The 12,504-nt window shown below is 60.2% G+C and carries 9 protein-coding genes; all 9 read right to left on the bottom strand.

All coding sequences use genetic code 11. The features are described from left to right. Positions 1–1,904, bottom strand: a 1,904-nt coding sequence (locus PLL20_19620; protein HPD32209.1) for a thrombospondin type 3 repeat-containing protein, incomplete at its 3' end; no start/stop codon positions are given. A gap of 878 nt (positions 1,905–2,782) precedes the next feature. Continuing rightward, positions 2,783–3,355: a hypothetical protein gene (locus tag PLL20_19615; GenBank protein ID HPD32208.1), complete on the bottom strand. Its 573-nt coding sequence runs from the start codon at positions 3,353–3,355 to the stop codon at positions 2,783–2,785. After that, a complete protein-coding gene (locus tag PLL20_19610; protein HPD32207.1) occupies positions 3,352–5,031 on the bottom strand; it encodes a thrombospondin type 3 repeat-containing protein in 1,680 nt (559 codons plus the stop codon). Before PLL20_19610 ends, PLL20_19615 begins: the two co-directional genes overlap by 4 nt. After that, entirely contained in the window at positions 5,028–5,639 is a 612-nt protein-coding gene (locus PLL20_19605) for a hypothetical protein (protein ID HPD32206.1), read from the bottom strand. The genes PLL20_19610 and PLL20_19605 overlap by 4 nt, the downstream gene beginning before the upstream one ends. Positions 5,640–5,686: 47 nt before the next feature. Further along, positions 5,687–6,304, bottom strand: coding sequence for a hypothetical protein (locus tag PLL20_19600; GenBank protein HPD32205.1), 618 nt, complete (start codon positions 6,302–6,304; stop codon positions 5,687–5,689). A gap of 144 nt (positions 6,305–6,448) precedes the next feature. Next, complete coding sequence (locus PLL20_19595; GenBank protein HPD32204.1) at positions 6,449–7,144, bottom strand: hypothetical protein; 696 nt, start codon at positions 7,142–7,144, stop codon at positions 6,449–6,451. Between the two features lie 509 nt (positions 7,145–7,653). After that, positions 7,654–8,859, bottom strand: a complete 1,206-nt coding sequence (locus PLL20_19590) for a carboxypeptidase-like regulatory domain-containing protein (GenBank protein ID HPD32203.1) — start codon at positions 8,857–8,859, stop codon at positions 7,654–7,656. 220 nt (positions 8,860–9,079) lie between these two features. Next, entirely contained in the window at positions 9,080–11,020 is a 1,941-nt protein-coding gene (locus PLL20_19585) for a metallophosphoesterase (GenBank protein HPD32202.1), read from the bottom strand. A 222-nt stretch (positions 11,021–11,242) separates the two neighbouring features. Further along, on the bottom strand, positions 11,243–11,998 hold the full coding sequence (locus tag PLL20_19580) for a hypothetical protein (GenBank protein HPD32201.1): 756 nt from the start codon (positions 11,996–11,998) through the stop codon (positions 11,243–11,245). Between the last annotated feature and the right edge of the window lie 506 nt (positions 11,999–12,504).

Below are 12,504 nucleotides of genomic sequence, written 5' to 3'. Positions count from 1 at the left end.
CAGTTCACAATCGCGGGGCTGCCGGCCGCCAGATACAGCCCGCCCCCGCGCTTCTGGCTGGTTGCGGAACCATTGGCATTGCCGTCCCTGATGGTGAACCCATCGAGAATCGCGGTGCTGTTCGTGCCGCTGCCGGTGACGACATGGTAACAGTTGTCCGTTTGGGTCCCGACTGTCCCGATGTCGCCGCTGAGGACTGTCTGGTTCGTTGTGAAGTCGCGATCGGCCAGATTGAACGTGGCCGGGGTCTCGGCAGCGATACCGGCGAATCCGCCGTAGACCGACACGTCGTTCTGGAGTTGGAAGGTTGCCGCTCGCCCGCTCGGTGAGCTGGGTTTGTACGTGCCGGCCGCCACCCAGATGTCGTCGTGTTCCTGGGCCGCGGTCAGAGCGGCCTGCAACGTGGTGGCATTCTCCCAGCTTGTTCCGTCACCCAAGCCGGTCGCCTGAGGCTTAACGTAGATCACGTTCTCGCAGACGTCGCCGATACCGTCCCGGTCGGTGTCCCGTTGGTCGGGGTTGAGGACGTTGAGACAGTTGTCGCAGGCGTCGCCCACGCCGTCACCGTCGGTATCCGTTTGAGTCGAGTTTGAGATGAGGGGGCAGTTGTCGATCGCATCGGCGATGTCGTCGCCGTCGTCATCCGGATCGCAGGCGTTGCCCAAGTCGTCGCCGTCCGTGTCGGTCTGGTCGGGGTTGTACACCGTCGGGCAGTTGTCGCAGGAGTCACCCAACGCGTCGTGATCACTGTTGACTTGCGTTGTGTTGGAGATCGTCGGGCAGTTGTCGCAGGCATCGCCCACCTGGTCGCCGTCGGTGTCCTGCTGGCCGGGATTCGAGACATCCGGGCAGTTGTCCGCGGGACAGGTATTGGCTGGAAAGCCCGGATTGCCTTTCCCGTCTCCATCGGTGTCGGTACAGGTGTCACACACATCGCCGACCCCGTCGCCGTCGGTATCGGTCTGGTCCGGATTGTTCGCGCACTTGCAGTTGTCCGCACCGTCAGGTACGCCATCGGTGTCACATTCAAGATCCTGGCCACATACCTTCCAGCCACCGCCGTCGGGCCCAATATCGATATTGGGAGGAAGCTGAGATTCAGAGCTCAGGCCGCTGATATTAGCCGCACAGATATTGCCCGTGCTTGAAAAGCTGTTGATCGTAACGTTACCGTCGATATCGCCGGCGACAGACAGCGAGCCGCCGGTCGGGCCCGTGATGGTCAACGAGATGCCGTTGGCGATGCTGCCTCCGATGATCAGACCTGACGTGCCAAGGCTGCTGAAACTTGACGGGCGGTCGACGTCGATGTACCCATCGCCGTCAATGTCTCTGGTCAGCGAGCCAGCGATATTCAAGTCCACTCGACCGATGCTGCCGGATTGCCCAGTCTTGAGTTGAATGCTGCCGCAGTTCCCCGAAATGCGAGAGGCGGCGATCCTCGCGTTTGTGTTGCTGAGACTGATAGCGTTGACGTTCGCCGCACCATCGCAACCGAAACGAGGAACGGGCCCATTGGGTCCTTGGAAAGGGGCGACGATCTGGACCGAGAAGCTCACCGTCGTGGAGTCCCCGCAGATCTCAACGATGTCCTCAGGCGAGAAGCCAGCACACGCTGGTTCCCCTTGCGGGACAATGCCGGAGCCTGCGTAGACCCAGTACACCCTGCTCGCTACCGGTGTAATGAACGTGATTCTCCTATTTGCCTGGTCAATCGTAGCCTCCGCCGAGGGCGCCAGGACCCAGGCATTGGCCTGAGGATCCTGCCACCGGACAAAAATGTCAGCCAAGATAGGTCTAGGCAAACACGCGCCAGCCAGACACACAAATGCGAGAGCGGCGAGCCTTGCACCGTCGAATATGCGGAGCACGTAGGGCACCTCCTGCTCTACAAAACAGACCACTGAGCCCCTCGCGACTGCCCCGTTACCCACGACATCTCAAGCATGCTGATACTGCCGCCCATCGTCCGCAGGGACAACGTCTGTGTCGGACAAGTAGGGCAATGAAGGCTCCCAACAGCACCGCCGTACCGGTCGTAGGCTCAGGGACCCCAAGCACCTCCCAGCGCAATCCAAGTCCGCCAGCAGGAGAGAGATGCCAAACGCACAGTTGAATACCGGTGGCTTCAAGCGGCGCGATGTCTGTGAAGGGAACGGGCCTGCCAAACGTCTCGGGCTCAGCGAGAGCATCGACATAACTGATGCGTGCCCCCGCGGCATCCATGATGTCTACCGAGAGATCGTCCATAAGCCCGTTGCTGGCAATAGAGAGAAACAGCGACATATCTGGGTCTGACGAGAGGTCAAAAACGCCGGGGCCGGTCAGCCAGACCTGATCCCCGATCGCGCTTTCGGAATCTTCATATCGAAGCACGATTTGAATACAAAGAGTATCGACATTGTAGGGCGGGTTAGGCAGCACAAAGGAGTAGTCCGCCCCCTGAGATATTATACTGGCACCATCAGCAGAGCCCACACCAAGTCCACACACAAGTGCGGTCACGAAGCTACTCACCGGTCTTCTGAGCATTGGTCACTCCCTTCACCGAAAATGCCCTTGACAAGCACACTGCGACTACCGCATCCGAAACCACAGGCGTCCTCCCTACTGTTTCCATCCCTGTCCCAATCCCCGATACTGCTAACGGGTCGGGCGTACTGAACCCGAGCGGGCTGCCGGAACAGAGGATATTCGCACCTTGAGCCGAGCTGGCAACCAATGTCATCGCCAGAATGAATCGTTCGAGCATTGCCATCCCGTTCTTATTCGACGAGCCAATTCACCAACAACGCGGTTCCCACACACGAACCAGGACAAGTGCCAGGGGAATGGCTGACAACAGTGTTGCAGGTTCAGGGAGCCCCGTTACCTCCCAATGCACAATGCACCCTCCTGCGAGCGAAAGGTCCCATACACTCAATTGAATACCCGTGGCATCGAGCCCATTCAGGTCAACTGTCCACGGTTCCACTCCAAGAGTCTGGGGCTCGCCGAGAGCGTCCGGGCAGCTGATAGACGCGCCCGCGGCATCGAAAATGGCAACAGAGAGGAACTCCGGAATTCCGTCGCTCGCCATGTTCAGAAAACACCCCATGTCTGGATCGCCAGACAGGTCATAGACGCCCGGCCCCATTATCCAGACCTGCTCGCCGATGGTATTCTCCGGTTCACCGTAGCCCAAGGTGATCTGAATACGGAGTGTGTCTGGCGTATACGGGGGATTGGGCAAGAGGAACCCGTACTCGGCCCCCACCGAGATCACCTGCGCCGCACCGGCCGCAGGGGCGAGGACGGTCGTTACGGCGAGGATCGCACAAAGAGCCAGAAAACCTCTCATCATCGATGTTGTCATGGAGTCCTCCCTGAAGTCGGAAGCAACGTCTCTCGAAGAACACTCTCGTCTGGACTCACCCACCCTGCCATGCCATGGTCGCGACTTATACATCCTGGGGCTGGCGGATCAAAGTCCTTGCTCGCCAGAAAACAACCCGTGTTCGTCTCGATGTCGCCGCTGAGGACTGTCTGGTTCGTTGTGAAGTCGCGATCGGCCAGTCTGAACGTGGCCGGCTCTTCGGTGCCGGCAAAACCGCCGTAGACCGAGACGTTGTTCTTCAACGTGAAAGTCGCCGCCCGCCCACTCGGCACACTGGGCTTGTAGTAGTCCGTCGGGCTCGGGGACGCGGCCACCCAGATGTCGTCGTGGGTCTGGGCCGCGGTCAACGCGGTCTGCAACGTGGTGGCATTCTCCCAGGTTGTTCCGTTGCCCGAGCCTTGGGGTTTGACGTAGATCACGTTCTCGCAGGCATCGCCGATACCGTCATTATCGTGGTCCGACTGATTCGGGTTTGAGTCATCCGGGCAGTTGTCGCAGGTATCCAGTATCCCATCGCCGTCCGAGTCGGCCGTCCCGCAAGATGTTCCCGTCCCGGCGGGAGTCCCGCCATTGGCCGCACACACCGTGGGCAAGAGGTCCTGACAGGAGAAGTCGGTCCTGCAACAGGCTTCGGCAATCTCAACGCTTCCGGTGGTGCTGGCCGTATTGCCCCACTGGTCCATGTCATCCTTGGCCCGGGCGAGATAACGATTGGTTTCCACCGGGAAGGATGCCGTGGAACCCGTCCAGGTCCACCCGCCGGCCAGACTGCTGTCGATGCCCAGCAGCACGTCCGTGCCGGGCTCGATGGTTCCATTGCCGTTCGTGTCGCGATAGAACTCAACTGCGGTCACGTAACCGTCGGCGTCGGTCACGTTGTTGGCGGTCAGGGTCAGGTTGCTGCCCTGGGCAACCGGGTCCGGGCTATCGGACAGGCTGCCGATGCTGGGCTTGGCGGGAGCCAAATAGCTGATCGACACCGACGAGTAGGTGTCCGGCCCGCAGGGTCCGTCACAGCTTCCGCCATACGGGCAGGAAGCGAACCCAAGACCCGCGCAGTAGGCCGCAAGAGACGAATTCATGGCCCCAGTCGAGGTGACACGAATGGTCATCGTGTTACCGCTCGCTCCGAGCCAGCTATTCCACGTTTCGGCGGGGATGGTCACGGCGTGCAGATTCGCCGAGAGCGGCTCTGTGCCATCGCATGGCGATCGCCCAGCTTTTGCACAGGCGGGGCTTGTTCCGGTGCAATCCAGGTTCCACTCCTTGAAGAACTTGCCCTCAGCGGGCATGTTGGTGCTATCGGTGACACCCGGGTCCAACGCGTGGTTGTTGGCAGTGACCGTCAGGTATTTCTCCTCCGGGTCCGCGTCACAGCAAGGGATGTTGGAGCAGGTATCGCAGTCGCCAAGATCATGCGTCGAGTCCCAGGGGTTGCAGCCCAGGTCGGCAATGGCACTGATGGTGATCGTGACGTCGGTGCCAACACGTGCGAGGCATTGGTTCGAGAAAATGTGTGTGTTGGTGTCACCGCCGCCAAGTCCCGGCACCGCAGGCGGGGTTCCTCCCGGCGCGCAGTCGCCAAACAGTTCTGTGCGCAGCAGGGTCAACGACACGAGCAGGCAGACGATTGCGATCGCGCGTCGCTTGGTCATCTTGAGCTCCTTCGAGAAGTGCCGCTTACACGCCAACGCGACATAATCGAAACCACGCCAAGCACGAATACCGCTGAGCTCGTAGGCTCGGGAACGACTTCCCCCCACATCTCCCACTTCGCCTGATAGTCAAGCCGAGATGCTCCAGGATGCCCAGGTGAGGGTCCAATGCTCAACTGCTCGACACTCAATCTCACGAAATCGACACGATACCCCGCGAGATCAGGGGACCGCCCCAACAGCCAACTCTCTGGCCCTCCGCTACCTCCTCCTCCTTCTTCAAAAAGTGCTAGCACGGAGAACTGGTCCTCGATTCCATTTGTCACGAGCCCAACAAGCCCATTGAAGCCGGCAGCATCCTCGGTGGTGAAATCCACCGTTCCTTGCTGACCATCCTGCCAATACACGCTGCCCCCAACTGTAAAAGACTGGTAAGGTGGAGCGAGCGAGTACAACTCCAGCATCAGACCAACGCGCGATACATCCGCATAGCGGATGTCGTCGAGTGCCTCCCGGGCCTCATATGATGATAGCAGTATTGGGGTGGCTGTGGCGGCATTGGCCACTGCGAACAGAACGATGAGCGAACGAATAGCTTGGTGAATCATGAAAATCTCTCCGTCTTAGCCCTAAAGAGCTAACCGTCATGTTACTTTTACTTGCTTCGGGCTCGAATTACGAGTAGCGCACTGGCGCAACACAGCAGCGACGATGTCGGCTCCGGCACCGGGACTCCATAGAACTCATATCTACCTGCAGATATCTCCCAGTCTGTCCAGATACCATCGCCACCGGGGTCGACTCCGGGGCTCCTCAGGTCAACTGTGACAACCTCTCTGATGGATTCGATCCGGTACCCGACCCGATCAGGACCGAATGAGGGGACGTGCAGCTCGAGATCGAACAGATCCTGTCCCCCACCCCCTCCGAGCAGGCCCGCATTGTTGTTCCACGCTCCCTTGAGTTTGTCGTCGTTGCGCCCATTCGAAAGCAAGGCAGTGAATTCGCCGAAGTCAGGATCACCCGCCGAGAAGATGGTGATGTCGATGTCAGTGGGGAATTGAGGTTGAATCGCAAACTCATTGAACAGCATCCCACGAATGCTATTGTCCTCCATTAGATAAAAGAGGACAGGCCACGCCGATTCAACGACCTGCGGCGTGCCCAGGGTGACGCGAGCATCCAGGGTCGCCAGGAGAATCGGCGATGCCTTGGCAACCTTCATTACCACCAAAAAAAAGACCAGAGTGCCAGATAACCCGCGAATAGTCATGACTCACCTCCCTGTATGATTGCAGACACCGCATACGTTGTTAGGTGCTTAGCGACACTGTCACATCGTAGCTTCTCGCAGATGGGCATGTCAAGCACTCGACATCAACACGTTGTGGAATGCTGCAGGCGCGGTCCCCGGAGTCTATGTGGAGCATTGCCTTCGAGAACACCTGCAATTATCCACGATAACAGCGATCACGGCCGGAACCGCAAGCACAGCCAATGAAGAGGGCTCGGGAACCGGCAGGCCGTAAAACTCGTAGGTGATCTCCGCAGAATACGTGAATCCCTGAAGATCCGGGTTGTTCAGCGGGTCAGGTGTCCATGGCTGGAAGACGAGATTCTCCACGATGAGCCGCACTTGTGTAAGCTCGTAGCCGAAGAGGTCTGGTGAGACGCCGAACAACAGTGACTCCGGAGCAGGCGGGCTAATGTGGCCGCCTCCAGAGGGGAACAGATCCCAAAACCGGAACTCCTCCGCGATTCCATTTGTTGCCGACAAAGCGAAGATCGCAAAGCCAGGATCGCCGGCATTGGTAAAGTCCAGTTGGCCTGGCGCCTCCCAGAAGGCCCCAACGCCTAGACCGTACTTGTCTTCGAGCGAACCGGGTAGTTGGAGAATGAACTCGACCTGCGGTTCACTCTCTGGCGCTCCTCCTCCCGCCACATCTGAAGAATGTGATGCCAGGAGAATCGGCGCCGCATTTGCAGTGTTCAATGCCATGGACGCAACGGCCATGGCACAAATCAAGGAACGAGCAATCATGACTTCACCTCCTGCAGAATCACGCGATCCATCCGCACCATCATTAGCGCCGAGAATGACATCCTGCTTCATAGGATCGGATGATAATTCCAGACTGTCCCAGATGTCAAGCAGTTGTCAGCCTGATGCTGTGTGTTGCCGTCATAGGCAAGACTTTGGCTGGTTCTGCTCGGGACGGTCAATACCGAACCGGTCCAAGCTCATGCGTCTGGCGTTGCACTGTCAGCCAACTCTGCAAATTGATGTTCGCTACGCCGCCTTTGATAAGGTTTCACCTACAAGGCTGCTGCTATTCGCGTCCAATACAGGCCACACACCACCCCAAGCGATGCAGACGGGTGTGGCCTTTTTTTCATGCGCATCGCAGAAAGGAGCATGCCATGCATGCAAACCCATTCGAAAGCCAGCTTGAACGGCTGGCCCTTGACGCGCGGGGGACGCGATGCGTCCGGCCTTCGGCCCACGGGCACCGCCCGCCCCGTGTGTCCAGGGCTGGCCCTTGACACACCGGAGGTCGCTCGGGCGACCGTGCGGGACGCACCCGGCCACCGGCCGGCCGGTGAGTCAAGGGCTGGCCGGCCTTATTCCGTTCGGGTACTACCGTTCTTCTTGGCCGGATCGCGCACCGGGGACTTCAGGGCCAGGTTGGCCTCGAGAATATCGCCCGGCTTGAGCGACAGCTTCACGGACGCCGCCTTGAGGCCGGGCTTCGTTGCTTTCAACGTGTATTCGCCGGGTTTGACCGCGAAGTACCAGTAGACCCCCTTGGTATCGGTGGTCGCCTTCTTGTCTGATGGAGAGATCGCAACTTGAACGTCTGCTACCGGTTTCCCGCTCGAATCGGTAACCTTCCCGGTGATGAACGCGTGGGTCGGCTTCCAGGTCGATTTCATGTAGTCCATCACCTTCGTGCCGCGCGTCTCCCACCCTTGCCACATGTGCGGCGGGGCGCCCTGCTGGAACAGGAAGACGGCCATCACGTTCTCGGCCGCGGCGACCACTTCGTTCTTCGGGTCGCCGTACCGATAGATCTCGATCTGCTTGATGTACTCGTCCGCTGTCAGCTTTTCGCGGTCGCGCCAGCCACTTCGTTTCTGCGGGTCCTCGCCCTTGTTCACCCCGTCGCTGCCAAACTCGCCGATGAACCACGGCTTGCTCCGCAACCAGGGGTAGTCGTTCATCGCCCGGACATGGCGGTGGGCCAGCCACGTGTCGTAGTGCTTGACCGTCAGGTCCCAGTACTCGTGCGTCTCGATCGCGTCGGCCTTCAGGCAGGCCTCCTTGACGTGAGGTCGCTCCCACTCCTTGGAGTCCGTCGGACCTCCCGGCCCGTAGGAACCGAAAACGATCAGCCCCTCGTAACCGCCCTTGCGCAGGGTGTCGTACATGTCGATGAAGCACCTGGCTGTTTCCGGGCCGACGTCGTTGAACTCATTCTGGAAACCGATGGCGTCGGGCCACTTCTCCTTCGGCAGGTGCTTCAGGCGGTCGAGGATCTCTTGGCCGAACTTCTTTCCGCCGATCTTCGGGTCACCGTCCGGCCCGGAGGCGTGGTCCCACACCCGATAGAAGACCCGAGCGCCGCGCTCCTTGGCAATCGCGCAACTCGTAATGTCGAGCGCCTTGATCCAGGGGGCACCTTCCGCCCATTTCTTCACGTCATCCGGCCAGCCCAATATGTGCGGACAGATCGGTGCTGCATAAGGCTTCTCTGCCCGCGATATCGACGCGCAGACCGCCGACACCATAGCCGCCGCCACCGCCAACCTCATTGCTCGCCGCGCCATTTCACCGGCCCCAGATGTACGATTGTTCCAACAGCTCCAGTTGAACACCTTTCGAGAGAATACATCCCACCGTTCTACACCGCAACGCGGGGAATGAAGAACCGTGAACATGGAACCACAAATGGACGGTGTCTTGTCCATCTTCGATGTCAAAGCAGGATTCAAGCTGATTACGTTCTGCTTTTCTGAGAGACGGAGAGCTGACAGCCAGGCCTCTCCTTCAATCGGCACAGTTCGGGTCGGCACGCACCCCTGGCCCGCTGAGGCAACCACGAAGTATCGAGATGTCAATGCCGTCGATGACTTCGTCGTTGTTCACGTCCGCATTCTGGCACCTGGGTTCCGTCTGTGTCGCGCCTGTCCCGGTCAGGCAGGCTTGCAGGTGCCCGAAGTCCTCCTGGTCGACGTCGCCGTCGTAGTCGAAATCAGGTGAGACGGTTCTCACTGTCAGGTTGACCAGGATCGTCTGTGGGTTGTTGGCAGCCTCCTCGTCAGAGACGGTAATCACCGCCGTATACTGCCCCACCTCCAGCCCGGACACCTCATCGTAGCTGATGTCGATCGGGTCCGGCTCCCCCGTCGAATCGCCCGTTGTGGGCGACTGGCTCAGCCAGAAAGCGTCATCCTCGATCGTGTAGTTCAGCGTACCGATGCCCCCGTTTCGGATCGTGAACGTATCCTTGGGCAGGTCCTCACCAAGGAAGATCGTGCGATTGAAAACGGTGTGGCTGAGAGTGATCACGGGCGCCGGCACGTGGATCACGACCTCGTCCATGACCTCGCCGTTATCCGCCGCGACGTACCGGAGCTTCAGAAACCGCTGGTCGACCTCGACCAGCATCGGCCCGGCCCGCCCTCCGTTGTTTTCCCCAAACGCCCTGGCCAGCCAGCCCGGAAGCCGGTTCGGAACGTTCCCATCAAAGGGCATCCCGCCCGGCGCGACAACGATCTCAATCACATGGTCGCCCTTGATATACAGATCCCGATTGACGAAAAGCGGGCTTTGGTCGGTAAGGTACGTGACGTCGCCGCCCGCATAGCCGGTCAGAGGGAAACTCCGCTGATAGGTGTGAATATGCCCGCAAAGCAGGACGTCCGCCCCTGCCTGGACGAGGACGGGAATCACCTCGGCCGCCATGTCGCCCTCGGTGTCGGGGCGCCCGACGCCCGACTTGGGCGGATAATGACCGACAACGATCTTCCAGGGTTGGCTGCTCGCGTTGAGATCCGCCTGCAGCCACGTCACGATCGCCGACTGCCGCGCGTCCGAGTTGCCCGGCCCGCCCCAAGCCGTGGCGTCGAAAATGGTGAAATGCGCCAGGCCGTAATCGTACGAGTAGTTCTTCTCGGGCGACTCCCCCACAGGGCCTGCCACCGGGCTTGTGACACCCGAAACCGGAGACGGCACGTGGTAGTTGTCCAGCGCCGGCCCGCCGTCGTTGGTGTAGGCCTCATGGTTGCCCATGCAGAAGTACTCGACGTGGTTGCGGACGAACGCCGACTGATTCGGGACCAGCGATTCGTTGAATCGGTAATCGTACTCCGGATGTTCGCCGAGATCCTGGACGCCGTCACCCACGAGCATGACGAATGCCGGATCCAGGGCAGCAATCCGCCCCATGACCATTTCGAATACCGGTACCGTTTCAGGAAGCCTGGCATGGGCATTGTCGCCCGTCACCGCGAAACTGAATGGGGCGGTGTCGTCGTGGCGTTTTCGCGTGCTGAACGCACCGGCATAGGCGGCAACTACCACGGGGTTGCCCGGTTCCCGCTTATGGATCACCTGATACTCGTACTGCTCGCCGTAGTCGAGCCCCGTGATCGTAACCCAGTGATTCACCCGCGTGCCCGAACCGGTCGCCAACGTGCCGATCGGGGCCGCCGGCGTGAGACCGGGTTCGCCGACCCGACGATATCCCACTTCGAAAAAATCGGTCGGCGCGTCGCCCATTCCGGATTCCGTTGTCTGCCAGACGATAACGATCTGGTCCCTCTCGCCGACGCCGGGCCCCGTCGTCGCCAGCGGGGCGTCGCCGAGCTGCAGATACGGCTGGTGTCCGACTTCGAGGATGCGCCGGGCTTCGGCGGGCGGCGACAAGACCAGGATAGCAGCGCAGCAGGCGACTGCGATCGACGTCTCAGCCCGCCTTGACTTCATCGGCTTGCTCCTCCGCTCTGCACGGACCATCGCCCCCAAACCGCCGCCGCAGCGCTCCGACGCCTCCGGCGGCCGCCCGATCGCGAGCAGACCTCCCTTCCTATTCTACCACACCCCCTCCGCAACTCCGCAGTCATTCGCAGAACGTGAGATCGGCGCAAACAGAACCGGGACCAACTGCACGATGGTCCCGGTCGTGGAGGGCCTCTCATGTCCGGTTCGTCATCGTCTCCGCCTCAGCAGCGCCGGCAGGCCGCCTGCCATGAGCAGCGCGGACAATGTCGGTTCTGGGACCACCACGAGGTTGTCGAGCAGGTGGAAGTTGCCCTGGACCTGTGCTCCCTCACGTGCCCGCGTGTAGATAATCAGCGAGGCTTCAGGACCGGTCGCGGTGAAGGTGTACTGGTACGTGTGCCACAGGCCGTCCCCGAAGTTCGCCGCCGGGAAGGTGATGGACCCCGGACCGTCCTCGATGGCCTTCATGTCATTGGCGGACAGTGAGCCGTCGGCCCGAACCGCATACTGCGCTCGGAAAGGCTTCGTCGTCAGGCCGTTCATGTTGCCCAACTTCATGTCGAAGAACACGTTGTACTCAACGCCTGCAACAGTAGGAAACTTCGTCCCCACGTAGATATCACGCGGATTCATCTGCTCGTCGTCGATCATGATCTTCATCGAGCACTCGCCTTCGGTCTTGTCCGCCGGTTCCTTCGACAGCCGCCAGTGAACGGCGGCCGGGCCGATCCAACTGGGATAGGCCACGTACCAGTCGGGAGCAATCGAGCCGGCGAAGTTCAGTTCGCTGTCGTCCGTGTACGGCGGCTGCATCGTGCCCCCGCCTGTTCCCGCCCCTGCTCTCTGATCGAGCTCCGCCGATGCAGCAAGATACGTGCCCTCCAACCCGAGGTTGACGGCTTGGACGGTACCGGCCAGAACCGCACCGACCACGATGGCTTGCACAATCGTCAAAAGCCTCATCACTCGCCTCCTTTACCGTAATCGTGTTGCCCTGGAATGGAGAAGTCTTCGCGCCCCGTGCGAATCCGCACGAACACGCACAAGTTCTCTCTCTGCCTGATTTGTCAGCTACGATCATATCACCAAAGGCTCTTGTGTCAAGCAAAAACACGAAAGACTTGGCCGCAGATTAAAGCGACAGTGGATACGTGGGCTCCCCCGCTTTTGCATCATCGTCGGCAAACCTATGCCGGCCCCGCTCTATACTGTGCGGAACGGGGCCGCCCCGCCTGCAACTGCTTCCACCCTGCCCTTCTTGCGTGCGACCGAGGAATGAATCCTCGGCCGCAAGCGGCGCAGGGCCCCCGCTCGCGGACCATTCGAGCTGCTCGGCGAAGAACAAAGGCTGAGAAGGTCAAAGGGCAGAGGCTAACGTCGTTACACACTTTTCCTTCGGAAGACTCCCATGACGGCTAGCGGACCTTTCCGACTTATCCTACCGCTTCTCATATTTCTGAACAGGCTGG

Source organism: Phycisphaerae bacterium (assembly GCA_035384605.1).
Taxonomy (GTDB): Bacteria; Planctomycetota; Phycisphaerae; order UBA1845; family PWPN01; genus JAUCQB01.
Note: the sequence above shows the minus strand (reverse complement) of the source record. Positions and strands in the feature narration are given on the sequence as shown.

Coding starts and splice junctions, on each gene's coding strand:
- PLL20_19615 (HPD32208.1), bottom strand. CDS start 3,355: ATGACAACATCGATGATGAGAGGTTTTCTGGCTCTTTGTGCGATCCTC.
- PLL20_19610 (HPD32207.1), bottom strand. CDS start 5,031: ATGACCAAGCGACGCGCGATCGCAATCGTCTGCCTGCTCGTGTCGTTG.
- PLL20_19605 (HPD32206.1), bottom strand. CDS start 5,639: ATGATTCACCAAGCTATTCGTTCGCTCATCGTTCTGTTCGCAGTGGCC.
- PLL20_19600 (HPD32205.1), bottom strand. CDS start 6,304: ATGACTATTCGCGGGTTATCTGGCACTCTGGTCTTTTTTTTGGTGGTA.
- PLL20_19595 (HPD32204.1), bottom strand. CDS start 7,144: ATGAAGCAGGATGTCATTCTCGGCGCTAATGATGGTGCGGATGGATCG.
- PLL20_19590 (HPD32203.1), bottom strand. CDS start 8,859: ATGGCGCGGCGAGCAATGAGGTTGGCGGTGGCGGCGGCTATGGTGTCG.
- PLL20_19585 (HPD32202.1), bottom strand. CDS start 11,020: ATGAAGTCAAGGCGGGCTGAGACGTCGATCGCAGTCGCCTGCTGCGCT.
- PLL20_19580 (HPD32201.1), bottom strand. CDS start 11,998: ATGAGGCTTTTGACGATTGTGCAAGCCATCGTGGTCGGTGCGGTTCTG.